We start from the raw sequence: 25,922 nt of genomic DNA, 5'->3' as shown, positions 1-25,922 counted from the left end.
ATTCTGTTTTCTATTTTTTTAAATTTTCCCAATACCATTTTACAGCCTCTTTTAATCCGAGCTCTATTCCGAATTGGGGATCGTAATCCAATAATTTTTTCGCCTTATCGATCGACGCCAGTGAGTGGGGGATATCTCCGGCCCTGTTAGGACCGTGCTTTACAGGAATATTGGCGATTGCTTCATCAAACTCCGATAAATAGGTTTTTAATAATTCTGCCAACTCCTTTAGAGAAGTACGTTCTCCATATGCTACATTATATACCTGATTTAAAGCATTTGCATTAGATGAGGTCATAGCTTTCAGATTCATTTGAATTACGTTATCTATATACGTAAAATCTCTTGAGTAGGTTCCATCTCCATTGATCACCGGTGATTCATTATTTAAGAACTGCAGCACAAATTTAGGAATAACGGCAGCATACGCACCATTTGGATCCTGTTTTCTACCAAAAACATTAAAATATCGCAACCCTACCGTATCCAATCCATAGGTCTTATGGAAAATATCGGCGTATAACTCATTTACATATTTGGTGATGGCATAAGGAGATAGAGGCCTCCCTATTTTATCTTCTACCTTCGGAAGCGATTCCGAATCGCCATAGGTGGAAGAGCTTGCCGCATACACAAAACGCTTTACATTGGCGTCTCGGGAAGCGATAAGCATATTAAGAAAACCGGATACATTTACATCGTTGCTGGTAATAGGATCGTTAATAGATCTCGGAACCGAACCAAGTGCGGCCTGATGTAAGACATAGTCTACACCTTCTACTGCTTTGTGACAATCATCTATATTGCGAATATCTCCCTCTATCAGTGTGAATTTGGGAGCATCTATAATAGCATTTAGATTTTCTCTTTTTCCGGTTGCAAAGTTGTCCAGGCAGACCACTTCACAGTTGTGTTTTAGTAATTCTTCGCACAGATTAGAACCAATAAAGCCGGCTCCACCCGTAACTAATATTTTTGAGGAGGACAATGTTTCCAATTGCTCAGAGTTCATTAAAAATTGAATTTTTTGGTTTGTTTATCAATTACTGGCAAAGATGAGCAAAACCGTTGGAATAACAGTTTAAATTATATTAACTTGATATTAATTACGATGAAATTCATTTTTTGGACGATATTCGTTCTGAAAATTCAGAAAGACTGCACAATATTAACAAATATTGCTGACATCAATAACATATAGCAATAATGCGATAAGCTGCTATATTTTGTAATAAGACCGATACCAGTCTATAAAATTTTTAACCCCTTCTTTTATAGGAGTATCCGGAGAGTAGCCGTAATCCCTGATCAGACCATTTACATCGGCCCAGGTCCTTTCTACATCACCCGGTTGAATAGGGAGCATTTGCTTTTCTGCCTTCTTTTCCAGGTTGTTTTCTATCTCATTTATAAAGTCGGAAAGCTTTACAGAATTGTTATTACCTATATTATATAGTTTATAGTATTCCTTTTCATTTAACCTGTCATTTATAGGTTTTTCAATAACCCTGACAACGCCTTCCGTAATATCATCTATATAGGTAAAATCTCTCTCCATATTTCCGTAATTAAAGACCTTTATGGGACGATTATTTACTATAGCATCTGTAAATAAAAACATAGCCATATCTGGTCTACCCCACGGACCATAAACTGTGAAAAAGCGTAAACCCGTTGTAGGTAATTGAAACAAATGACTATAGGTATGAGCCATGAGCTCATTGCTTTTTTTGGTTGCGGCATATAGACTGATAGGATGGTCTACATTGTCCTCTGCCGAAAACGGGATTTTTTCATTTAATCCGTAAACGCTGGAACTACTTGCATACACCAGATGCTTTATTTTATGGTTCCGGCAGCACTCCAAAATATTTAAAAAACCAACCATATTACTGTCTACATAGGCTTCCGGATTTTCAAGACTGTAACGTACTCCTGCCTGAGCAGCAAGATTGCATACTGCATCAAATGATTCATTCTCAAATAAGGAAGGAAGGTGGGTTCTGTCTTCCAGATCCATCCGAATAAATGCAAAAGAAGAATACTTAGAACTTACCGATTTTCTCTTGAAGATCTCAGCCTCTTTTTTGGAGATTCCCAATTCGTTTAAACGATCGTATTTCAGATCTGCTGTGTAGTAATCATTTACATTATCCAGTCCGACAACTTCATGCCCTTTTTCAAGAAGCACTTTAGATACGTAGAACCCTATAAAACCGGCTGCACCGGTTACCAATACCTTCATGAATTCATTTGGTTTTTAAACAACAGTTTTTAAATTAAAGACAAAGATGGAAAAAAGTTTACAGAGTTTAAATGCTCCGGGATAATAAAAAAATAACGGGGGGATAAATCCCCTTCAATTTTTGAATTTTCCCCCTCCAAATTCTTGAAGCAAGTAGTTAACCGATTTTTATTAGAGTTTTGCCGAATTAACCCCCTTCTTTTCTTGGAACCTTAAAACAATTCTTAAATTTACCCTCGTAACCCTGAGATTAAATTGATTAATAGCACAATATTGATTTAATACTTTGAGGATTATGAGACTTATCGAAATTATAGTCGTTGATCGTTATTCTGTGATTGATTGCTTTTTTCCAAACTTATTTTACTCCTTAAATATTAAGTATCAGAAATGTTAAACCGTTCTCTGTTTTATAGAGATCAGTTTGTAAAATTTTGTTAATGCTAAAACCGGACATTCCGTAATAACGTAAATGTTCGTGATTTAAATAGATACTTGAAAAACGTGGTTAAAACTAGAATACTATTATCAACACCTCACATGAGTGGAGAGGAACAAAAGTATGTTAAGGATGCTTTTGACACTAATTGGATTGCTCCTCTTGGCCCGAATGTAGCTGGATTTGAAAAAGATATCGAAAGTTATCTTGGCGACAATTCGCATGTTGCGGTATTGAGTTCGGGAACCGGTGCTATTCACCTTGCTCTTGATTTGTTAGGAGTTTCTTCCGGTGATGAGGTTTTATGCCAGAGTTTTACTTTTGCGGCTTCGGCCAATCCCATAACATATCTGGGAGCTTCTCCTGTTTTTATTGATAGTGAATCCGATACCTGGAACATGTCTCCGGAACTATTGGAAAAAGCAATAATAGACAGGACTGAAAAATACAGAAAACCCAAAGCGATAATTGCGGTTCATTTATATGGAATGCCGTATAAAGCTTCGGAGATAAATAATATTGCCAGGAAATATGACATCCCGGTAATTGAAGATAGTGCAGAGGCATTAGGTAGTAAATATTTTGACAGGAAGTGTGGAACCCTCGGAGATCTGGGTATTTTTTCCTTTAACGGAAATAAGATTATCACCACTTCCGGAGGAGGTGCGTTGGTAACCAATGATCCGGCTACCAGAGAAAAAGCTGTTTTCCTGGCAACACAGGCCAGAGATAATGCTCCACACTATCAGCACAGTCATATAGGATACAACTACAGAATGAGTAATATTCTGGCGGGTGTTGGAAGAGGACAGATGGAAGTTCTTTATAAAAGGGTGGAGGCCAGGAGAAATAACTTTAAGATCTACAAAGAAAATCTTTCTAAATATTCAGATATATCATTTTTAGAGGAACCGGATGGATTTTATTCCAACCGATGGTTAAGCTGCATTTTGACTTCTTCTTTCGAACAGAGAGAAGCTATCAGACTGGGGCTTATGGAAGATGATATAGAATCAAGGCCATTGTGGAAACCAATGCATTTACAACCTGTGTTTGGGGACTGCGAGGCGTATACCGACGGTACTTCAGAAAAGCTGTTTGAAGTTGGTCTTTGCTTACCAAGCGGATCGAACTTAAGCATGTCTGATCTGGAAAGAACAATCCAAATAATTGAAAAATACTCAACCCGATGATAAAAGATTATTTTACTTATAACTCTCAGAAATACGCCTCGAAATGGTTGGTTTTAGGTATAGACCTGACTCTCGTACTATTGGCTTTCTTCATGGCTTATTTTATCAGGTTTAATTTCACCTTAAACTTCGATATTGAGCAGTTGTTGATCCAGTTACCCCTTTTAATGATCACTGCTACGGCAAGTTTCCTTGCCATAGGATCTTTTAAAAGTGTTATACGCCACACCGGGTTTAGAGATGTAATGAACTTGTCTAAGGCAATTTCTCTATTGTCTTTCCTGACGATTGTTTTTGTACTGATCAACAGAGAAACGAATTTAATTCCGGGATATACGATCCCTCTATCCATAATTATCATCCACTCTCTATTGAGTTTTGTGGCTTTGAGTGCAAGCAGATTGGTCTTTAAGGTAGCGTATAAGTATGTTTCCTGCAGACTGATGTCCTGCAAGAATATTATCATCTATGGAGCGGGAGATTCGGGAATTGTAACATATAATGCATTGGTTAACAATGTAAAGAACAGATTCAATATTGTAAGTTTTATTGATGATGATGTTCAGAAGAACGGTAAATTCATCAATGGGGTGCCGATCGTAACGTACGATAAGATCACACCTTCATATATTGAACTGAACAAGATAAACGAGATTGTTGTTTCTATTCAGAATATCAGCACCAATAAGCTAAGAGCTTTGGTAGACAGCCTGGTCGACCTTCCGGTTAAAGTGACCAAGGTTCCGCCCATTGAAAAATGGATCAACGGAGAGTTGAGTGTTAACCAGATCCAACAGGTACAGATTGAAGACTTGTTAGACAGGGTTCCGATAGAGATCCAGAATCCAATGCTTCAGAAAGAATTTAAAGGAGAGACCATCCTGGTTACCGGGGCAGCCGGTTCCATCGGGAGTGAGCTTGCCAAGCAGATATCCAATTACGATGTAGAAAAACTTATTTTAGTAGATCAGGCAGAATCTTCCCTTTACGACCTGCAACAGGAATTAAAGCAAAAGGGGAAAAATAATTTTACCGCAATAGTTGCAGATATTCGCGATAAGATCCGTATTGATTACATTTTCCAGGAGCACAAGCCAACCATGGTTTTCCATGCGGCTGCTTACAAGCACGTGCCTCTGATGGAGAATAGTCCGTATGAAGCGATCAAGATCAATGTAAACGGAACCAAGATCCTTGCAGATACTGCATCTTACTATAAAATTAAGAAGTTTGTTTTTGTATCTACGGATAAGGCGGTGAACCCAACCAGTGTGATGGGAGCTACCAAGCGAATTGCAGAAATGTACATAAGCTGCCTTCAGAAAGAAAGCAAAACCAAATTTATCACTACTCGTTTCGGAAACGTACTTGGGTCTAACGGATCTGTAATACCATTATTTAAAAAGCAGATTGAAAAAGGCGGACCTTTAACGGTAACTCATAAAGAAGTAACCAGATATTTTATGACTATTCCTGAAGCTTCTCAGTTAGTTCTTGAGGCAGGAGCCATGGGGAATGGAGGAGAAATATTTATTTTTGATATGGGAGAATCAGTGAAGATTTATTATCTTGCTCTGAACATGATCAAGCTTTCCGGCTTGAAATACCCTGAAGATATTGATATCAAAATAACAGGTTTGAGGCCGGGAGAAAAGCTTTATGAGGAATTATTGGCAAATGGTGAGAACACACTGCCTACCTATCACAAGAAAATAATGATCAGTAAAACAAGAGAACTGATTTACGATAAGGTTAAATCGGATATAGAGGAATTGTGTCTGACGAATCGTTTTCAGAATGTGAATATCGTCAAGAAAATGAAGAATCTGATTCCCGAATACAAATCCAATAATTCTGAATTCGAGATGTTCGATAAAAAAGAAAAAGAAACCGTATATATCGTAAACCAATAAAGTCCAATTTAAGCCGTCGTAATGAACAAAAGTTTATATTCCCCGAAGAGCCTTGTTTTTTCAATCTTAATTCTACTGTTGATCAGCTCTTGCGGTTCAAGAGAGAATGTAGTTTATTTTCAAAGTGCCAAGGAATTTGAGACCGAAGTAAATACCAATACGTTTACACCGAGATTTAAGGTAGATGATGTGGTAGCTATAAATGTATCAGCTTTAGATCTGGAAACGACCAGACCTTTTAATCTTCTGGCTGGTACAGGAGACAACGCGGTGAGCCTGGATTACCTGATAGATAAAGACGGTTTTATTGAATTCCCTGTACTGGGAAAGGTAAAATTATTGGGGCTTACGCCAACAGAAGCCAAGGATATGCTAAGGGAAAAATTATCGGAATACATCAAGAATCCGATAATTAATCTTCGATTGAATAATTTTCAGGTTACGGTTTTAGGTGAAGTTAACAGACCAGGTACTTATCCTGTTACCGGAGAAAGAATAACTTTGTTGGAAGCAATTGGGTTAGCAGGAGACTTAACAATTCAGGGAGAACGTAAAAATGTACTGATTATCAGGGATTTCAATGGTGTTAAAACCTATTCCCGTGTAGATTTAACGACTAAGGAATTTGTTAATTCTCCGGTTTATTATTTAACTCAGAATGATGTGGTATATGTTGAACCTAATAAGGGCAGGGTTAGATCTTCCGGTTTGGATAGTATCGATACACTAACGATATCCATAGGTTCTTCATTGGTTTTATTATTAGTGTCGATTTTAATTAGATGATGTTAGGATGAGCAATGATCAGTTTAAATCTTTGAATAATAGTAGTTTAGCAAAGAGTGATTTTGATTTAGGAAAAGAAGTAAAAAAATATACCCAGCACTGGCCCTGGTTTTTACTTAGTATCATAATCTTTGTCGGAGGGGCATTCTTGTACCTCCGTTATACTATTCCTCAGTATGGGGCCACAGCCACACTTATCATTACAAACGAAGAAGAAAGCCCTTTGTCAGGGATCGCTCAGTTTGAAGGCTTTGCAGGAGAAGAAAAATCCGTAGAAAACGAGATCAGGAGATTTAAGTCGAGAGGAGTCATGCGCCGTGTGGTACGCGAACTCGGACTCAATACTCAGTACTTTGCTCAGGGAAGAGTGAATGAAATAGAACTCTATCCCAAAGCACCGGTAAAAGCTGCCATCATTGCTTCGGATTCCCTGGTGGAGAGAGCCTATCTGAATTTTAATGTTACCGTTGTCTCCGAAACAAATTTTAAGTTCGAGATTATCGGTTCCAATAAATCCAAGACCTATGCTTTCGGGCAGAATATCCCGACCAGATACGGCGATCTTCTGATCACCCCCGATTCTGATGACCTTACGAGATTTAAAGGAGAAACCTATAGAGTTACGTTCTTACCGGTAGATGCGGTAGCCGTATCTCTGATCAACAGGTTGAGCATAGTACCTATTAAAGGATCTGACGTAATTTCTCTTTTCCTGAGCGATGCTTCAAAGAGAAAGGCAATAGATGTGATCAATGAAGTGATCAGTCAGTATGCAGAGACCTCCTTCGATGAAAAGAAAGCTATTTCCAAGGTAACCACCGATTTTATCAATAACCGTCTGGAGATCATTACCAACGACCTTTCCGATGTGGATGAATCTGTAGAGAGGTTTAAATCCGGAAATCAGTTGACCAATATCAGCTCTGAAGCTGAATTATTCCTGAATACCGGATCAGAATACAGGAGAGACCTCCTTGCAACCGGAACGCAGTTAACACTGGTTGAATCGATGAGTGAATTGCTGGACAATCAGCAGGCATATGAACTCCTTCCTTCGAATATCGGACTGGAAGACGCTACCATCAGCGCGGCTACAGCCAGTTATAACGAGCTGATCTCCGAAAGGAACAGATTACTGAAAAGCTCAAGCGAAAAGAATCCTGTGATCGTTAACCTGGATCAGCGTATCAACGAGATCAGAAGAGGGTTACAGCAGAGTTTAAACAATGCAAAGAATTCATTGAATATACGGGTAGGGGACCTGAGAAGGCAGACCGCTACCATCAACTCTAAAATTTCCACTTTACCGGGACAGGAGAGACAATTTCTGGATATTTCCAGGCAACAACAGATCTATGAATCCCTGTATCTATACCTGTTGGAGAAAAGGGAAGAGGCAGCAATTACACAAGCTGCGATCTCTCCGAATACCAAGGTGATAGATGAAGCTTTTGCAGTTAGTGAATCTCCGATCTCCCCGAATAAGAAAATGATCTACCTGGTTGGGATATTCCTCGGCCTGGTAACACCCTTTTCCTTTTTCTATCTGAGAAACCTTCTGGACAATAAGATCCACAATAAGGAAGATCTGGAGAAAGAATTGAATATTTCTATCCTTGGAGAGATCCCAAGACTGAAAGGGAAAAATAAAACTTTACTGGTAGAGCGAAATGACCGGTCTATACTTTCGGAATCCTTCAGGATCATAAGAACGAATTTCGATTACCTGAAAAGAGTAAGAAATACACATCGATACGATAATGTCATCTTTGTTACCTCTACGGTTAATGGAGAAGGGAAGACTTTTGTAAGTACGAATCTCTCTCTTATCATGGCCAATTCTGATAAAAGGGTCCTTCTGATAGGAGCCGATATCAGGAATCCGAAGATCCAGTTATTCCTTAAGAAGCAGAAAAGGATCAACAACTACGGCCTGACCGATTATCTTTTTGACAGGTCGCTGACTACCAAAGATGTGATCAGTACGTACGAGATCAAGAATAATCATGTGGATATCCTTCTATCGGGTAAGACTCCGCCAAATCCGGCAGAAATGCTGATGAGTGAAAGGATGAGGTCTTTGTTTGATGAAGTTTCCATGCAGTATGATTATGTGATTGTCGATACTGCTCCGGCCATGCTGGTAACAGATACACTTCTTTTCAGCCAGTATGCTGGACATACGATCTATGTAACCAGGGCAGAATATACCGAAAAGAGGATCCTGAATTTTGCCAGGGAACTCTATGAGGATAAAAAGCTTAACGGAATGATGTTGGTGGTTAACGATGTAAAACAGTCCAACTTCGGTTACGGAGCCAAATACGGTTACGGTTACTACGACAACAACAAGAAAAAAGGTAAAAAGTCGGCATTGAAAAAAACGGCCGTTTACTAGATCACCGAAAAAGTATTCACGGTATTCTTTATGATTGGCTTAAGGTAATTAAGCGTTCTGTCGGTAATGACCATATTGGAGATCTTTTCTATCTGATAGACATTATGAACATCGGAGCCTGTAAAATCGATTAGATTTTCTTCCAGAAGGTAGTGTGCTGTTTTCTGAACACCTTTTCCGTAATGTTCGGTAAGCGACAATAAATTGAGCTGTAAAAAACAACCCATTTGCTTCAGGCTTTTGTAAAAATCTTTCTTCCCGTGGTAGTATTTGTAGCGTTCGGGATGCGCCAGGACCGGTAAATATCCCTGCTGGCGAATACGCTTTATGAGCTCTTCCAGGTTGATGGGAGGTTGCAAATAAGACATTTCTACCAGAACATACTTCTCTTTTAAAGGAAGCAGGTTCTTATTTTCGAGCAGATCTTCAAAATTCCCATCCATCATATGTTCTGCCGCAGGATTTACAATAATATGCGATAACCTGGCAGAAGTAAGTTCGTCCTGTAAAATTTCGAAAGCATTGGCAATACTGATATCCGTATTGGGGTAGTAATCCTCCATGATATGAGGAGTGGCAATAAACTGTTCAATCCCAAGCAACGCAAATTTCTTTATCAGGTACACAGCTTCCTCTACATTGGCGGCCCCGTCATCTATTCCAGGCAGAATATGACAGTGTATATCGACGAAACCTTCCAAATAGTCTTTGAGAAATTGCTTTTTTGAAAAGAATTGAATCATTTTTCAAAAATAGAACTAATAATGTAAAGATATAAAATTATTATGCCGAATTGTTAGATAGAAAACAAAGCGAAGACCCGATGGAATAAATCCTTATTTTGCAACACCTTAATATTTTATTTAATCAATAACCCATCCGAAAGAATGAAAAAAATTACTTTGTACCTTCTTCTTTTATGCAGTGTGCAGTTCATTTCAGCACAGGAAAAAGAAGACAGGGAAACACCCACGCCTAATTATAGGTTGGCATCCAGGTTTTCTCCTCAAAAGCTTGGAAAACTGGTCCACTCAACAACTGTCAGACCGCATTGGCTGAAGAGAGGGAATCGTTTCTGGTATCAATATAAGACGACCGAAGGTTCCAATTACTACCTGGTAGATGCAGACAGAAGAACCCGAACAAGGCTATTCGACAACGAAAAAATGGCAAAATGGCTCACAGAGATCACCAAGGATCCGTATGATGCCAAACATTTACCTCCTTTCAGGTTTAAGTTCGTTAAGGGGGAGACTGCCATCAGGTTTAGAGTAACCTCTACCGAAGAAGTGGAAGTGGTAGATGAGAAGAAAGATTCTACTTCTGCTAAAAAGAAGAAGAAACCCAAAATGGAAAAAAAGGAATACCATTTTGAATACAGATTGGGAGATAATAAACTAAAGGTTCTCGATAACAAAAAGGAGAAAAAAGAAAAAAAATGGGAAAGATGGGCAAATATAGCCCCGGATAGTTCCATTGTTGTGTTTTCCAAAAACCACAATTTGTTTTGGATGGACAAGGAAAATTTCCTTAAAGCCGTGAAGGATGAAAAGGACAGCACCATTGTTGAAAATCAATGGACAACCGACGGAGTTGAATACAACAGCTATGGAGGCGGCGGAAGAGGAATTAATAATGAGACCAAGGAGAAGACAAAGAATGACAGAAAGGGAGTTTTTGTGATCTGGTCCCGTGATTCCAAGAAATTCGTATACCAGAAAACAGATTCAAGGCATATTAAAGATCTTTGGGTCATTAACAGTACGAGCAGTAAGCGTCCTACTTTAGAAACCTATAAGTATCATATGCCGGGTGAGCAGGAGTTTTACAAGAGAAAAGTACTCATCTTTGATGTGCCTTCCAAGGGAATAACAGCGGTTAAACTGGATACTACCAAACAGCAGAGTATCTCTGTGTACAGGGCACCGATTAAACAATCCGACAGGGATGATGATTTTCGTCCTTCACTTCTCTTATCCAAAAAAGGGAAGCTGTACTTTAACAGGATCAGCAGAGACCGAAAAAAACTGGATATCTGTGTAGCAGATATGAATACAGGTGAGGTAGATGTTTTAATTGAAGAGCGTTTTAACACCTATATTGAGAGCAGGCCTTTGGTACTTTTTAATGACGAGAAGGAAATGCTCCACTGGGCGGAAAGAGACGGCTGGGCACATTTTTATTTATATGACAGTCAGGGGAACCTTAAGAACCAGGTGACCAGAGGTTCCTATCACGTAAATAATTTTGTCAACCTGGATGAGAAGGAACGCGTACTGTATTTTACGGCAAACGGAGTTGATAAAGAGCAGGATCCTTATTATGAGCATCTGCACAAGGTCAATCTAAACGGAACCGGTCTAAGAACCCTGAATTCCGGAGATTACAATACAAATACCAGCATGTCTGATTCCCACAGGTTTTTTGTAAATAATTATTCGAGAGTAAATACGGTGCCCAAGTCAGAATTGAGAAACCAGAACGGTACGGTGATCATGGACCTGGAAGAGGCAGATCTTTCACAGTTGTTCGCTACGGGGTATAAATTTCCGGAGCCTTTTAAAATGAAGGCAGATGATGGGATTACCGATATTTACGGGGTGATGTACAAGCCTTTTGATATGGATTCTACCAAGGTATATCCGTTGATCGAATATGTATATCCGGGACCTCAGACGGAAGCGGTAAATAAATCGTTTAGCCCGTCCATGAACAGGACAGATAGAATGGCTCAGGTAGGATTTATAGTAATTACCCTTGGTAACAGGGGAGGACATCCTGCCCGTTCCAAGTGGTACCACAACTACGGTTATGGAAACCTGAGAGATTACGGTTTAGCAGATAAAAAATACGTTGCAGAGCAACTGGCAGATAAATACTCCTTTATAGATATCGATAAAGTGGGGATCTACGGGCATTCCGGAGGAGGATTTATGTCTACGGCAGCAATGCTGGTATATCCCGATTTCTTTAAAGTTGCTGTTTCCTCAGCGGGAAATCACGATAATACGATCTATAACAGTTGGTGGAGTGAAACGCATCACGGAGTAAAAGAAGTAAAAGATGCTGATGGAAAGATATCTCATGAATACCGGATAGATAAAAATCAGTCACTGGCCTCTAATTTAAAGGGAAAACTGATGCTGGTTACCGGAGATGTGGATAATAATGTACACCCGGGAGGGACTATCAGAATGGCCAATGCTCTTATCAAGGCAAACAAGCGTTTTGATTTTATGCTGATGCCTGGTAAGCGTCATGGTTTTGGCGATATGACAGAATATTTCTTTTGGCTGAAAGCAGATTATTTCAGCAAGCATTTACTGGGAGTGGAAGCTTCAAATGTAGATATGCTGGAAATGAACAGGGATAAGCCCAAAAAATAAACGATTTCCAACCGGAAAAATAAAGGCCCTGCATTATGCAGGGCCTTTTCTTTTTTTAAACTTTTGAAACAGAGTACGGTTAAGACATTATTCTCAGAAATACAGGCTATATTCTGCGAATTAACCCCCGATCTTCTTACAAATGCCCTATCTTTATTCGATTTTAATGTCAAAATCTATCTATGAGTAACCATATACAAGCCGCGCCGGGAGAAGTTGCAGATACGGTCCTGATGCCCGGAGATCCATTAAGAGCCAAATGGATAGCCGAAAACTACCTGGAAGATGTTCATTGTTATAACGAAGTAAGAGGAATGCTGGGTTTTACCGGGAATTACAAGGGAAAACGCGTATCGGTTCAGGGAAGTGGAATGGGGATCCCCTCGGCTCTGATCTATTATAATGAGCTTATAAAAGACTATGGTGTAAAAAGTATTATCAGGGTGGGAACTGCAGGTTCTTATCAGCAAGAGGTTAAGATAAGGGACCTCGTGCTGGCGATGGCAGCATCTACAAATTCCTCCATCAACCGTTCCAGGTTTGCCCATGCCGATTATTGTCCGACGGCCAGTTTTGAACTCCTGATGAAAGCTTCGCTTTACGCCAGGGAAAAAGAGATATCCTTTAAAGCAGGAAATGTACTTTCATCGGATGAATTTTATGATGAGAATTCAGGTTCCTGGAAGAAGTGGGCAGAATACGGTGTACTATGTGTAGAAATGGAAGCTGCCGGTTTATATACTATTGCTGCAAAATACGGGATACAGGCTCTGACCATTCTCACTATTTCCGATTCTTTGGTTACAGGAGAGAAAACCTCCCCCGAAGAGAGGGAGACTTCCTTTAGTGAAATGATCGAGATGGCCCTGCATATAGCAGATTAGCTCTATACCTACATTTTAAATGTTATGACCGGAATACTGGCGTGGTTTACGATATCTTCCCCGATACTTCCGAGGAAAAAATGAGAAAGACCCTTGCGGCCATGAGTAGGGATGGCAATCAGATCGGCCTTTACTTTATTACTGTAGTTAAACACACCTTTCTCTACAAAGTAATCATTCCTGATAGCTACATCTTCCATTTTAGCAGAATTACCTTCCATTCTTTGCAGAAAGGAAGCGATGATATCTTCAATCTCATCGGAACTTTTAAAATTGTCGTTGGGTAAATTTACATATAGCAATTCCACTTCGGCATTTAATTCTTTAAAGAGGTTCATGGCCCGGACATAAGCTTCCGCATTTTCTATGTGGAAATCCATAGCAAAAACCACCTTTTTTATATTAAAATCTGGCATACGGTTTTTAACCACAAGAACCGGTAACTGGGCTGTACGCACTACTTTTTCTGCATTGGAGCCCATAAAAAGCTCTTTAATACCTCCGGTTCCGTGCGATCCCATAATTATCAGGTCTGCATTGTGTTTTAAAGCAGTCTCATTGACTTCTGTAAATACTTTATGATGCTGAACAATATCGGTAACCTTCAACCCTTTTAGGTATTCCTTGTCCAGAAAATCCTCAAATCTCTTAGCAGCCATTTTCATAAAGAACAAGGCTTCATTATAGCCCTGTCCTTCCGCTTTATTCAGCAGCGATTCTGATATTTCCAGCATATGAAGGGCTATGATCTCCGCATCGTGTTTCCTGGCCAGTTGAGCCGCTAACTCCAGGGCATATTCGGAATGTTCGGAGAAATCTACGGGAACAATGATTTTTTTCATGATCTGTCTATTTAATACTTAAAGATACAGTAGAAACAGGAGGGAGAATATGATATTTATCAGTCGGTTAGCCGTGATCCGAAGTAAAATAATATTGAGATTAAAAAAGATCGGAAATACACCGAAGCTTATAAATTACAATCCATAATAACTTACATACTTTTCTTTAATTTTCATGAAACAAAACTCTCTTTTCATGATAATGGCTATTCTTATTAATTTTTTAAATAACTGAATATTAGATATTTAAATTTTTATTGATGAAAGAAAAATCATATTCATGAAAAAAGAAATAGACTACTGTTTAAATTCCTAATTTGGTATTGTGGAAGCCATTCCGAAAATGGTTTAGAGTTGATTCAGGCGGTGATGCTTTTTGGAAGATCACCGCTTATTAAACCGGTAATTAAAATATTAGAACATCCCGGGAACCGGCATTTTCTTATAGATACAAAGTATGAAAGGAACCCGGCCTGAAAATGTAAAAGATATCGCTTTATAAATTCCTACTATTTTTTATTCCTTAGCATTCTTTTATTAGGTCGGTCATCAGTTATACTTCCCCGTATTAATTTGATTTAGTCACTTTTGCCGCTCCCGGGTTTTACCTGATAGTTAAAGTAAAATTATTTAAGGCTTTCCTCAGCAATAATAGAAGTAGCCGTTACGCGAACATCTTCCTCTTCCGACACCATAAAATTCAGCATCAGCAGTATCAGTAAAAGAGCGGCAGTACCGTATGCTACACTTTTTAACCGTACGACATGTTTTATCGGAGTCTTTGCCTGATGTACCATAAGCTTATATCCTTTTTTGGGAACGGTGATAATTTCGAGTTGTTTATCCATTCCATTTGCCGAGAACAGGTTTCTGAGTTTGTATATATTTTTTCGAAGCGCTGCCTGCCCGACAAAAACATTGTTATACCAGATAGCTTCAATAAAATGCTCTTTGCTGATCATTTGGTTCTTGTGATTGACAAATACTTCGAGCATCTCAGATAAAAGAGGTTCCAGTTTCACAGTCCTGATCTTTTTCCCCTCACGAAGGATAAGCAGGTTTTCTTCGGGAAGGAAAAAAATATTCGATGATATCTCAATTTCAACTCTCATAATAAGGACATAAAAAGGACATTGATCCTTAATAAAAATAGGGAACTCAGGCTAACTTTAGAAATTATTAACAATAATTTATTATCATATGAAACTTTCATCAATCAATTTCATCATCGCCTTTTTTTGCCTGCTTCAAAGTTGCGGGCAATCTCCGAATAAAGAAGTTGCACATAAGGAACCAAACAAGCTTGAAGAGTTAAATAATTATATAGACGAGCTGGAAAAGGAAGGGCTTTACGGCAGTTTTTTGTTTATGGAAAATGACAAGATCCTCTTTGAAAAAAGTGTTGGTTATGCAAACAGGGAAAAGCAGATAAAAAGTAGTAAAAGTACTATTTATCCATACGGCTCTATTGTAAAAGATTACACTTATACGGTAACTCTGCTACTGGCTTCGGAAGGTCTTTTTGAGCTGGAAGACCCTTTAGGTAAATTCTATGAGAATATACCTGAAGACAAAAAGAAAATCACCATTGCTCAGCTTCTGCAGCATCGCTCCGGCCTTTTAACCTATCACGATAATATTCCGGAATTGCGAAAAAAATACAAAGGGATACCGGCAGACCTGTATCCGGGAACCAAGGAAGAAGCCTTGGGTTATATTTTTTCTCAAAAATTAAAATTCACACCCGGTACTGATCAGTCCTATTCCAATTCGGGCTATACCTTACTGGCATATCTGATAGAAGGTATTAGCGGGAAAAAATTTGATGAGGTCGTGAGAGAAAAAATACTTCTTCCGGCAAAAACAACCACTGCCGATTTCTACCAAAGTCCACTGTGGAAATCCGAAGACGTAGCTGTCGGTTACGGTCGCTCCAGTTACGGAAAGGAGAACAGCGCTTATTACTGGCCCCGAAACCCCAATCAGCTAATAGGAAATGGTGGGATGGCAGGAACACTCTACGATCTTTATAAGGGATTGAAATATATGATGTCTCTGGAAGAAACCAATAAAGAATTCAGCCGCTTGTCAAAGAAGTATAAGTATATCGAAGATCTGCCTGATGATATCGTGGGTTCCTCGGGAGGAGGAAACCTGGGCAATGTAATGGTGCTTTTCGGGATCAAATCGAAGGGACAATATCTCTTATTCGCATCCAATAATGACGATGACGGCTCCGAAGATGTGCTGATGCTAAGGAAAGTGACCCTTCTTGGTTTTGATTTCGATATAGCTTCTCTGGCTCCGGAGGAGTTTAAAAAGAATGGGGGAGAAGAGGAAAGCGAATTCACCCGTTTGGATAAAGATAGTGCAGGTTCGAAATGGGATTTGCCTAAAAAAGTAAAATACGAGAGGATTGCAGCTTTCTTTGATCTTCTTTCCAACCAACTGGATATAGAAAGCTTCGAAAAACAACATTGCTCTCCTCAGTTTTCAAAAAAACTTAAAAAGAACTACGAGAAATGGCCCAAATTAAAATCCCTTAAATACAGAATAGAATCTTATGGCAGGGAGATGGAGCTTAGTTTAAAAGACACCATAAACCGGAAACAATACATATTTGAGGTAAAACTGGAAGGAGATGCTCAATCAAAATTTAAAAGTATACAGCTAAAGCAATAGAAACCGTTAACCGTTATACCGGTTTTCATAAGCTACAAAAACGCCCTGTTCCAGGTAATTCTTTAAACACCGGAGGTACATGGCCCAGCAATAAACCGATCCACGGTATTCCTGATTAATATCGGGCCATTTGCAATGAGAAAACCTGAGAAGGACCGAATCTTTTTGACGCTCCAGTTGAAACCCGACTTCGGTATTTAACCAATCTGCACTGGCTTTGGTCATTAGAAATGTAACTTTTGTATTGGGTAAGTACTCAATAATTTTAGCTTCCCATTGGTATTCGGGGCCGAAATCCAGTTTAAACAAGGCATTCATAACCGGGTTTCCTTCGGTGGCTATGGTCCACCATTTTGCCAATCCGTCCGGAGTAGATACGCCTTTGAATACTGCCTCCTGGGAACTGTGAATGCTTAATTCCATAAATACATCTGCCATTGTTTTATTTTTTATGATGGATGATAAAAATAGGAGAGATGCTCCGGATAAAATTGGATAAATACGACAAGATATGATCTATGGGGAGGTGAATTATTTATCTTCAAAAGGGCAGGAGGCAAAGTAATCTTTGATGCTGAAGTTTCTGTCCTCAAATTTCTCGGATAAGATCTTAAAATGCCTGATCCGGTCTATGCGAAAGGCCCTGTAGTCGTTACGTAAATGACACCAGGCGACCAGGATCCATTTAAGTTCGGCGGAGTACATGGCACAGGGTTCAATTTTCCTGAAAGTTATGTTGGTATCTCCTAATTTCTGGTAATCGATCTCGATATAATTAAAGTTGGTAATTGCCAGTTGGATCTCCGAAAGAGCATCGCTGGTAAACTCTTCAAAGTGCCAGTTAAAAACGCGGATCTTATCGCTGAGCAATTCGCTTTTCTCCTGGATGGATGTTCTGAAAACCGACTTTATTTTCGTCATGGCATCGCTAAAATCATTCACAAAGGAAACGTCCTTGGACTGATTTACGATATGTTGTGCTGTAATTAATGCGTTGGCTTGTTTTTCGGTAAACTGAACAGGCGCCACCGTATAATTATCCACAAGACTATAGCCTCTTCCTTCGATGGTATAAACGGGAACTCCGGCTTCTTCCAGTTTACGGATATCCCTGTAAATGGTCCTGACACTGACATCGTATTTTTGTGCCAGTTCCGTAGCTGTTAACAATCGCTTGGATTTTAACAGGGTGAGTATCGATATGAGCCTGGATAGTTGCGACATTGAAACAAAGATAGCGAACCCTGAAAGGATTCGCTATACTAAATATTATCCCATTGAATGAAGAGCCACACGATTACCTTCGGTATCGGTAAATTGAGCAATAAATCCATTTTCCTGAATATCCATTTTGGGCATAATTACTTTCCCGCCCGCAGCTTCAACTCTGGACAGAGGGCCACTCAGATCCTCTCCACCGTTTAAATATACGGTAGAGCCATCTGTTGAAGGGTTCATTCCTTCCATCTGCATGATAGCTCCCCCGACTTTTTCATTTTTCATATCATAAGGAAAGACTCCGTATTTTACATTCTTATCTTCCATATGATGGTCGATAATTTCTATGTCTAAAACCTCTGAATAGAATTTTTTTGCTCTCTCGTAATTTCGTACCGGGATCTCAAACCAGTTAATTGCATTTTTCATTGGATTGTTTTTTTGAATTAATACTACTACAAAATTACCTGTGACTTTGACAGACTATGTCAGGGGTGTTTTAAAAAATTATTTTTCTGATGTTTTTAGTTTGGGAAGCCCTCCTTGTCATCCCTGCGCAGGCAGGGATCCACGGGTTTAGGGTAATTCCGAAACATCGTAGATCGTGATAGGATCTTTAAACCCTTTGATCTTTGCTCTTATGTGTCCTATTGGTTGGATCCAGTCTGCATTTTTTTCGAAAGTAGATTCAGATATCAAAATTTGATTTGGAATGGCCAATGATTCTATCCTGGCGGCAATATTCACCGTCTCTCCCACAACTCCGTATTTCATCCGCTTTTTTGAACCGATATTACCAACGATCAAATGACCGCTATTGATCCCGATCCCCATTTCCAATGACGGTAATTTTTTGCTCAAAAGCTGATTATTGATCTTCTTCATTGCTTTTTGCATTTCTCTTGCACATTCAATGGCCTTCTTTGCACAATTACCTACCGGTTTGGGAGCACCGAATACTACGAGGATCCCATCGCCCAGGATCTCATTTATATAACCGTCATATCCGTGGATTATGCTGATCATTTCTTCAAAATAAAGATTGAGAATATCGACAATAACACTGGCCTCATATTTTTCAGACAATGGCGAAAAACTTCTTAAATCACTCATCAATATGGTAACATATTTTTCTTCTCCACCTATTTTAGGTTGTTCTCCCTCGTTCATAACTCTATTCAGGAGTGATTCGCTCATGTATCTTCCAAACAGTTTTTCGTAAAATTTATTTGACTGTTTTAGTTGCTTATTCACAGATCTTAACTGGTCCTTTGATGCTTGAATTTGACTTTGAATACTGCCTAACTTATGCATGCGAAGCCTTTCAATCAGGAGCTTTCCTATGATCTTAAAGATGTTCAGTTCGTCGTCATCGAGTTTTCTTGTAACCGTATCTGCGATGCAAAGTGCTCCAACATTGTTGCCAAGTAGACTTGTTAACGGAAAACCTGCGTAAAACCGTATTTTGGGGTCGTTGGTTACCATCGGGTTGTCAAAAAACCTCTCATCCCTATGTGTGTCTTCAACTATAAAAATTTCATTTTGTAAGATCGTATGCCCACAGAATGAAGTTGACCTGTCAGTTGAACCGGTGTTTATACCGCAGGCACTATGTATTTTTTGCTGTTTACTTTCGATCGATGAAACATACGCTATCGGAACATTAAGGCATTTAGACAAGATCGTTACAATATTATCTAATTGCTCCGCTTTATTGGAGTTTGATAGATCCAATGCAATTAGGTCAGCAAGCCTCTCCGCTTCATTTTTAGGAATAGATGGTGCTTTCATATTTACATTGCTGTTTCTTTTTTAAGGAATTAATCATCGACTTTTAAAATGGAGATTGTTTTTGTGTCGTAATCTATGACCTCTTGTTTTCTTAAGTTACTGAGTACATTGTTAACCGTTTGACGGGAAGTGTTTGTAAGATGAGCAATATCTTTATGAGTTAGCAGGTTTTTGGCAATCATTCTGTTCCCTTCTGTTTCACCGAACTCCTGGACATAATTGATAATAAACTCTGAAATCCGTGTTGCACTGTCTTTATAGAGCAGGTCCTGGAGCCGCCGCTCCAGTTTTTGTATTCTGAAACCGTAAGCTTTTAAAATGCCATTTTTTAAAGACTTATGCTTCTGCATAAGCTCATTCATTTGCTCAGCTTCAATGTAACATATAATACAATCCTCTAATGCAACAGCTTGTTCCTCATTGGAGTTATTATCTTTAAACAGAGCTAATTCACCGAATACGTTTCCTTTTTTTACTATGAATTTTACTGTTTTGTCTTCGCTGTTTTCAATTTTGATGGTCCCTTTTTTCAGAAAAAATACACAGTCCTTTTCTCTTGAATTAAAATTGATTGTACATCCCTTATCTATATTTTCCATTTCAAGGATCTTACAGATACGCATCATATGAATCCTGCCTAGCTTATTAAACAAATTAAAGCCTTCGAGAAACCAGTATTTTGTTAGTGTATTCATATTTTAAAATTCAAATCTATCTTTTTTAGTTTATTTATCCAGCCGGAAAAAAACACAAAGTTACTTTAGGCGACATTTGTCAAATTTAATTGAGCTTATGTGTGTAATTTTCTGGTATTGAATATTTTGGTTATTAAAATTTCAGGATCACCTTTCTCTTGTATCAAAGCTAAAAACTATTTTTTTAAAGATGATTTTTCTTGTTCCAGGGAATAGTAGAAGTAGTATGTCATCCCTGCGGAGGCCGTCTTTGTCAGTAGGTGATGTAACTGGAATGATATGTCATCCCTGCGCAGGTTTACCTGCCGATAGGCCAGGCAGGGATCTACGTGATGTGGCCGGAGTTAATAGAACTTCCCCTCTGGCTGCATTAGGCTAAAAGGAATGCATTTGGACTAATTACATCCCTGAGAGGAAGAACATTCAGGTTTATGTTCTAACCTGATTCAAATCATGTATTCGGTAAACGGTTCGCGGACAAGTATTCTACTTAAATCACCGCTAGAAAGTGAAGAGGAGTTTTTGACCATATCAAACTGACCGAATTTCGTTATTAGGTCGAAAGTGATAACTCCGGAACCCCGGATAATGTCCTCTTCTTTGCGCAGGTTGTTAATAAATACATCTCTAAGATCAATAAGATCTTTACCCCTTGGGTCATCATAATTCAGCAGCTCATGCTGTATTTTAAAACTAATCATAAAAAAAATTTGAATTAATAATATAAAGATAACCATTATATAAACGCACTCATTTTTTGTGATTCACAGCTATTAATATCTGAATATCAGATTTATATGTGTTTTGCTGTCAACATGAATATTTGACATATTTGTAATGGGACGCCCAGGCATAACTTCAGAGAGGAGAAGTACCGTTTGATGGAGAATACTTGAATTCAAAAACAGATGATAACTATGCCATACTTGCAAATACCTGCTTTTTTCGCTGCTTGCGGTAGGCTGGATAGACAGGCAGGGATCCAGGGATTACTCGCCCTCCTTCGTTACGACTTCGGAGAGCTCGTGATCCCCTTTGAGGAATCCAATACAAAGAAAAGCACCCCTCTCCGAGGGCTGTTTTTTTATTCCTCCTTCGCTTACAATAGCAAGCTTTTGACGCGTATCGGAATAAAAAAAGCTTCACCCTTTGGTGAAGCTTTTCTTTGCGGAGAAAGAGGGATTCGAACCCCCGGAGGTGTGACCCTCAACAGTTTTCAAGACTGCCGCATTCGACCACTCTGCCATTTCTCCTTTAGCGAGTGCAAATATAGAAAGCTTTTTTAATTCTTTAAAAGATTTTTTGAAGTTTTTTATAGAATATTCATTACGAATACCATAGCGAAAGTTTTCCGGGCATTTTTGCTTCAGGCTACCAAAAAATGGGTATTTTCGATACCTGAATTAATTTTCTCTACATGGAATTTGGTTGGGAACTCGTCTTACTGGTCCTTGCCGGTTTTGCTGCCGGATTTATCAATACCCTTGCCGGAGGCGGCTCCTTAATTACGCTTCCTATGCTTATTTTTATCGGCTTACCTTCCAATGTGGCCAACGGGACCAATCGTATTGCTATAATCCTACAGAATTTTTCAGCTGTCATGGGCTTTAAGAGTAAAGGGGTATCTACCTATCCCTTTAATACATATCTTGGCATATCGGCGCTTATAGGGGCTCTCATAGGAGCACAGATCGCGGTAGATATAAAAGGAGAGCTGTTTAACAGGATCCTTGCTATAATTATGATCATCGTGGTGCTGATCATTGTTTTTAAGCCTAAAATAGACCTGGCCAATATGGAAGAGCGCCTTACAGGAAAACACCTGTGGCTGGGAATAGGTGTATTCTTTCTTTTCGGGATCTACGGTGGGTTTATCAATGCAGGCCTCGGATTCCTTATCCTTCTTTTCCTGCACTATGTAAACAGAATGACTCTTGTAAGGGCCAATGCTACCAAAGTGGCAGTAGTACTTATCTATACTCTGGGAGCTTTGGTTGTTTTTGCTTTAAACGGGAAAGTAGACTGGAAAGTGGGGCTGATCCTCTCTCTCGGAAATGCATCAGGTGCCTGGCTGGCCAGCAGATGGTCCGTAAAAAAAGGGGATAAGGTCATTAAACTATTCCTGGTGGGAATGGTAATTGTAATGGCCGTTAAACTCTGGTTTTTTTAGAAGTTTACGTAATCTACGATCTCCAGTCCGTATCCTATCATCCCGACTCTTTTGGTTTGCTCCGTATTGGAAACCAAACGTATTTTGGAGATATTCAGGTCGTGAAGGATCTGTGCCCCGATCCCGAAATCCTTGGAATCCATCTTGATTTTCGGAGCTTTCATCTGCCCATTGGATTGCAGCTTTTTCAGTTCGGATAAACGGTGCAACAGGTTGGTAGATAATATATTCTGATTGATAAAGACTATGGCACCTCTTCCTTCGTCATTGATAAGCTTAAACATATTGTCCAGCTTTTTATCCGCATTATTGGTAAGTGTGCCCAGAATATCGTTATTTACCAGCGTAGAATTAATTCTTGTCAAAACAGGCTCATCATGATTCCAGCTGCCTTTGGTAAGGGCAATATGCACTGCATTATTAGTGGTTTGCTGATAAGCTCTTAAACGAAAAGTCCCGAATCGGGTGTTGATATCAAAATCTTCTTTTTTGATGATCAGGCTGTCGTGCTGCATACGGTAAGCCACCAGGTCTTCAATAGATACCAGCTTGAGATCGAACTTCCTCGCTACTTCCATCAGCTGGGGAAGTCTGGCCATAGTACCATCTTCGTTCATGATCTCTACAATAACTCCGGCGGGTTTTAAACCTGCCAGCCTCGCGAAATCTATAGCGGCTTCAGTATGTCCTGTACGCCTTAACACGCCTCCTTCTTTGGCAACCAGTGGAAAAATATGCCCGGGTTTACTCAATTCAAAAGGTTTGGTGTCCTTATCAATAAGTGCATGAATGGTCTTGGCTCTGTCTGAGGCCGAGATCCCGGTGGTAACTCCGTTACCCCTGAGGTCTACAGATACGGTAAAAGCAGTCTCCATAGGATCGGTATTGTTACCTACCATCATATGAAGCTCCAGCTCTTTACATCTTTTTTCGGTAAGAGGAGTACAGATAAGCCCTCTTCCGTGGGTAGCCATAAAATTGATCATCTCCGGACTCACCTTATCGGCAGCCGCAACAAAATCGCCTTCATTCTCTCTGTCCTCATCATCAACTACAATAATAACCTTCCCATTCCTGATGTCTTCAATGGCTTCTTCAATTGTGTTTAGCTGAATTCTTGTCTGTTCCATGGTTGTTGACCCCATTCTTATTCTTCTTTAGCGCTTTTTTTTCTTTTAAACAGGTTTTTGATGCTTTCGTTAAAACTGTCCATATCAAAAACTCCTTTATCTGCCGTAGCATTCCTGGTAAGCATAACACTTAGCGGAAGCATTACAAGGGCAGAGATCCAGGAACCCAGAACCGGGGAAATACTCCCGTTTTCTGCATAGTTCTTTGCAAAAATATCAATAAAATAATAAGTCAGGAAGAGGATAATAGCCAATACCATAGGCAATCCCATTCCTCCTTTCCTGATAATAGCCCCCAATGGTGCTCCTACAAAGAACAAAATAATACATGCAAACGGAAGGGCATATTTGGAATGAAGCGAGATGACATGGTGATTTAACAGCTTTTCCCGTCTTTGAATATCTCTTTTCTTCCCTTCAATGGTAGCCTTGGTATTTGCAATATTGTTTACGGCAGCGTCCAGCAATTGCTCTCTTCTCCATTCCTCAAACCTGTTGATCAGATCTTCTGCAGAACCTAATTTCCGTACACTGTCTTTCTTTACGATCTTTTCTTTTTCCTTTTTTACTTCCTCTTCCAGGTTAGGGTTGGGAACAAAAGTGGTGATCCCTGTGCGTCGGTAGATATTTTCCCCGAAGCCGTTAACTACCTTTTTATTATCTACATTAATAGAATCTATATAGTAATTCAGCTCGCTGACGTTCAGCATCCTGTAAAGATTATCTACATTGCTCTTTTCCAGGTCTACATCGTTCAGCTTGCTTAAGTCTACATTAATGGTATAAGTCTCGAAATATGCCTTGGCATGCGGATATTTTCTACTTGATTTAGGTGTTGTGGACTTTACATCTTCGTAGTAGTTCCCGTCGATGAGCTTTAATTCCAGAACGTCTGAAGATTCACTACTTTTAAGCTCTCCTTCCGTGGCCTTGATCACTTTATTGTTCTCTCCGCTGGAGGTCTTCTGATGGATGATCACATTGCGGAGGAAATTATCGTTCTCTCCGAATTTTTCATCCACTTTAATATTAAAATCGCCTATATCGTTAAAAACTCCTTCATTAATGGCCAATGCAGGCTTTAATTTACTGATGTTCTTTCGGAGGTTATAGGATTTGAATTCGGCGTAGGGGATAACATTATTGGCAAAGAAAAAGGTTCCGATCCCCAGGATACCAACAAAGATGATCAGGCTCCTCATAGCCCTGTTTAGTGATATACCCGAGGCTTTCATTGCCGCAAACTCATAGTTCTCAGCAAAGTTCCCAAAGGTCATGATAGACGAAAGCAGCACCGTTAACGGTAGTACTTTGTTTACCAGGGTGGGGGAGTAATAAAACAGGAATTTCCCGATAATAACAAAGTCCAGTCCTTTCCCCGCAAATTCATCTATAAAGAACCAAATGGCCTGAAAAATGAAAATAAGCATCAGGATCACAAAAGAACTTGTGAAATTATACAGGAAACGATATAAAATATATTTATCTAATCTTTTCAAATGCCTAATTTCTTATGATATAGTATCCGTCATCTTCATACTTCTTGGCATCAAAAGTAAATAAGGTTTTCGAAATGGGCTGATTTGTTTTAAAAGAATTAACAGTAATCGTGGTTTTCGTACCGTTTTTCCCGGTTTCGATCAGGTTGTAAATGTGTTTGGTCTTAGCGTCTATTCCTAAAAGGATCTGCTTGATCTCCGAATTGGAATCTATAGGTGTAAGTTCTACATACTGGATCTGTCTTCCTTTTACATTCTGAAGGATATCCCAGTCGTAATTATAACCGTTCCTGTAAAAAGTAAGCATTTTAGAAGGGGTAATGGTACCTTCTTCGGCTTCGTCCTTATTTTCAATGGTTACTTCCTCGTTTTCGGGAACGATGGTATATATTTTCTTTCCGTCATAGATCTGTGTTGCCCCCAGGTAGTTAAAGTAGTATTTGTTTTTCTGAATAGTTACATCTCCTCGCGTTTCCTGGTATATATTTTCCTTGGTATTGCTAAGCGCATATTTAAAATCCACGAAAATATTGTCATAGCTGTTTACCTTGTTATATACCTCATCTAAAAGCGCCTTTGCTTTACCGGAATTCTGAGAAATACCTGCAAAAGACACTATCATCATTACTATTACTAAGAATTGTTTCATTG

General features: G+C 39.3%; 21 protein-coding genes and 1 tRNA gene. 8 read left to right on the top strand and 14 right to left on the bottom strand.

Going from position 1 to position 25,922, the window contains the following annotated elements; genetic code table 11:
* Positions 1-10 precede the first annotated feature (10 nt).
* Complete coding sequence (locus tag GWK08_RS11005; RefSeq protein ID WP_163607238.1) at positions 11-1,012, bottom strand: SDR family oxidoreductase; 1,002 nt, start codon at positions 1,010-1,012, stop codon at positions 11-13.
* A 207-nt stretch (positions 1,013-1,219) separates the two neighbouring features.
* The gene (locus tag GWK08_RS11000; protein WP_163607236.1) at positions 1,220-2,245 is read right to left on the bottom strand and encodes an NAD-dependent epimerase; all 1,026 of its coding nucleotides are present in this window, start codon (positions 2,243-2,245) and stop codon (positions 1,220-1,222) included.
* 540 nt (positions 2,246-2,785) lie between these two features.
* Between GWK08_RS11000 and GWK08_RS10995 the strand changes: the two genes are divergently transcribed.
* From GWK08_RS10995 to GWK08_RS10980, 4 genes are all read left to right on the top strand, one after another.
* Positions 2,786-3,877: an aminotransferase class I/II-fold pyridoxal phosphate-dependent enzyme gene (locus GWK08_RS10995; protein ID WP_163607234.1), complete on the top strand. Its 1,092-nt coding sequence runs from the start codon at positions 2,786-2,788 to the stop codon at positions 3,875-3,877.
* A complete protein-coding gene (locus GWK08_RS10990; RefSeq protein WP_163607232.1) occupies positions 3,874-5,790 on the top strand; it encodes a polysaccharide biosynthesis protein in 1,917 nt (638 codons plus the stop codon). The genes GWK08_RS10995 and GWK08_RS10990 overlap by 4 nt, the downstream gene beginning before the upstream one ends.
* Positions 5,791-5,868: 78 nt before the next feature.
* Complete coding sequence (locus GWK08_RS10985) at positions 5,869-6,576, top strand: polysaccharide biosynthesis/export family protein (RefSeq protein ID WP_317168149.1); 708 nt, start codon at positions 5,869-5,871, stop codon at positions 6,574-6,576.
* Positions 6,577-6,583: 7 nt separating this feature from the next.
* Entirely contained in the window at positions 6,584-8,974 is a 2,391-nt protein-coding gene (locus GWK08_RS10980) for a GumC family protein (protein ID WP_163607228.1), read from the top strand.
* Here the strand turns inward: GWK08_RS10980 and GWK08_RS10975 are convergent.
* A complete protein-coding gene (locus tag GWK08_RS10975) occupies positions 8,971-9,717 on the bottom strand; it encodes a tyrosine-protein phosphatase (protein ID WP_163607227.1) in 747 nt (248 codons plus the stop codon). The genes GWK08_RS10980 and GWK08_RS10975 overlap by 4 nt on opposite strands.
* 144 nt (positions 9,718-9,861) lie before the next feature.
* On the opposite strand from GWK08_RS10975, the gene GWK08_RS10970 reads away from it, so the two are divergent.
* Together GWK08_RS10970 and deoD are read left to right on the top strand one after the other, a co-directional pair.
* Positions 9,862-12,360, top strand: a complete 2,499-nt coding sequence (locus GWK08_RS10970) for a S9 family peptidase (protein ID WP_163607225.1) — start codon at positions 9,862-9,864, stop codon at positions 12,358-12,360.
* Positions 12,361-12,542: 182 nt separating this feature from the next.
* The gene (deoD, locus tag GWK08_RS10965; protein WP_163607223.1) at positions 12,543-13,244 is read left to right on the top strand and encodes a purine-nucleoside phosphorylase; all 702 of its coding nucleotides are present in this window, start codon (positions 12,543-12,545) and stop codon (positions 13,242-13,244) included.
* 8 nt (positions 13,245-13,252) lie between these two features.
* On the opposite strand, the gene GWK08_RS10960 is transcribed toward deoD, so the two are convergent.
* Positions 13,253-14,086, bottom strand: a complete 834-nt coding sequence (locus tag GWK08_RS10960; RefSeq protein ID WP_163607221.1) for a universal stress protein — start codon at positions 14,084-14,086, stop codon at positions 13,253-13,255.
* A 626-nt stretch (positions 14,087-14,712) separates the two neighbouring features.
* Positions 14,713-15,198, bottom strand: a complete 486-nt coding sequence (locus tag GWK08_RS10955) for a winged helix-turn-helix domain-containing protein (RefSeq protein WP_163607219.1) — start codon at positions 15,196-15,198, stop codon at positions 14,713-14,715.
* 88 nt (positions 15,199-15,286) lie between these two features.
* On the opposite strand from GWK08_RS10955, the gene GWK08_RS10950 reads away from it, so the two are divergent.
* Positions 15,287-16,768 carry a serine hydrolase domain-containing protein gene (locus GWK08_RS10950; RefSeq protein ID WP_163607217.1) on the top strand — a complete coding sequence of 494 codons (1,482 nt, stop codon included), beginning with the start codon at positions 15,287-15,289 and terminating at the stop codon, positions 16,766-16,768.
* A 6-nt stretch (positions 16,769-16,774) separates the two neighbouring features.
* On the opposite strand, the gene GWK08_RS10945 is transcribed toward GWK08_RS10950, so the two are convergent.
* The 6 genes from GWK08_RS10945 to GWK08_RS10920 all read right to left on the bottom strand — a co-directional run bounded on the left by GWK08_RS10945 (position 16,775) and on the right by GWK08_RS10920 (position 21,725).
* The gene (locus tag GWK08_RS10945) at positions 16,775-17,206 is read right to left on the bottom strand and encodes an SRPBCC family protein (protein ID WP_163607215.1); all 432 of its coding nucleotides are present in this window, start codon (positions 17,204-17,206) and stop codon (positions 16,775-16,777) included.
* Between the two features lie 93 nt (positions 17,207-17,299).
* Entirely contained in the window at positions 17,300-17,992 is a 693-nt protein-coding gene (locus GWK08_RS10940; RefSeq protein WP_163607213.1) for a helix-turn-helix transcriptional regulator, read from the bottom strand.
* A gap of 45 nt (positions 17,993-18,037) precedes the next feature.
* The gene (locus GWK08_RS10935) at positions 18,038-18,415 is read right to left on the bottom strand and encodes a VOC family protein (protein ID WP_163607211.1); all 378 of its coding nucleotides are present in this window, start codon (positions 18,413-18,415) and stop codon (positions 18,038-18,040) included.
* Positions 18,416-18,562: 147 nt separating this feature from the next.
* A complete protein-coding gene (locus GWK08_RS10930; protein WP_163607210.1) occupies positions 18,563-19,777 on the bottom strand; it encodes an adenylate/guanylate cyclase domain-containing protein in 1,215 nt (404 codons plus the stop codon).
* Between the two features lie 29 nt (positions 19,778-19,806).
* Positions 19,807-20,472 carry a Crp/Fnr family transcriptional regulator gene (locus tag GWK08_RS10925; protein ID WP_163607208.1) on the bottom strand — a complete coding sequence of 222 codons (666 nt, stop codon included), beginning with the start codon at positions 20,470-20,472 and terminating at the stop codon, positions 19,807-19,809.
* Positions 20,473-21,640: 1,168 nt separating this feature from the next.
* Positions 21,641-21,725: transfer RNA gene (locus GWK08_RS10920), tRNA-Ser, on the bottom strand.
* Between the two features lie 164 nt (positions 21,726-21,889).
* Between GWK08_RS10920 and GWK08_RS10915 the strand changes: the two genes are divergently transcribed.
* Positions 21,890-22,642 carry a sulfite exporter TauE/SafE family protein gene (locus GWK08_RS10915; protein ID WP_163607206.1) on the top strand — a complete coding sequence of 251 codons (753 nt, stop codon included), beginning with the start codon at positions 21,890-21,892 and terminating at the stop codon, positions 22,640-22,642.
* Here GWK08_RS10915 and ribB read toward each other — a convergent pair.
* The 3 genes from ribB to GWK08_RS10900 are packed head-to-tail and all read right to left on the bottom strand — an operon-like array spanning position 22,639 to position 25,920.
* Entirely contained in the window at positions 22,639-23,772 is a 1,134-nt protein-coding gene (ribB, locus tag GWK08_RS10910; RefSeq protein WP_163607487.1) for a 3,4-dihydroxy-2-butanone-4-phosphate synthase, read from the bottom strand. The two genes, GWK08_RS10915 and ribB, sit on opposite strands and share 4 nt — an antisense overlap.
* A 17-nt stretch (positions 23,773-23,789) precedes the next feature.
* A complete protein-coding gene (locus GWK08_RS10905; RefSeq protein WP_163607205.1) occupies positions 23,790-25,271 on the bottom strand; it encodes an LptF/LptG family permease in 1,482 nt (493 codons plus the stop codon).
* A 4-nt stretch (positions 25,272-25,275) separates the two neighbouring features.
* Positions 25,276-25,920, bottom strand: a complete 645-nt coding sequence (locus GWK08_RS10900) for a LolA family protein (RefSeq protein WP_163607203.1) — start codon at positions 25,918-25,920, stop codon at positions 25,276-25,278.
* Positions 25,921-25,922 lie beyond the last annotated feature (2 nt).

It is taken from the genome of Leptobacterium flavescens (genome assembly GCF_010671605.1).
GTDB classification, from domain to species: Bacteria; Bacteroidota; Bacteroidia; order Flavobacteriales; family Flavobacteriaceae; genus Leptobacterium; species Leptobacterium flavescens.
This window is presented reverse-complemented; position numbering and strand designations above follow the sequence as displayed.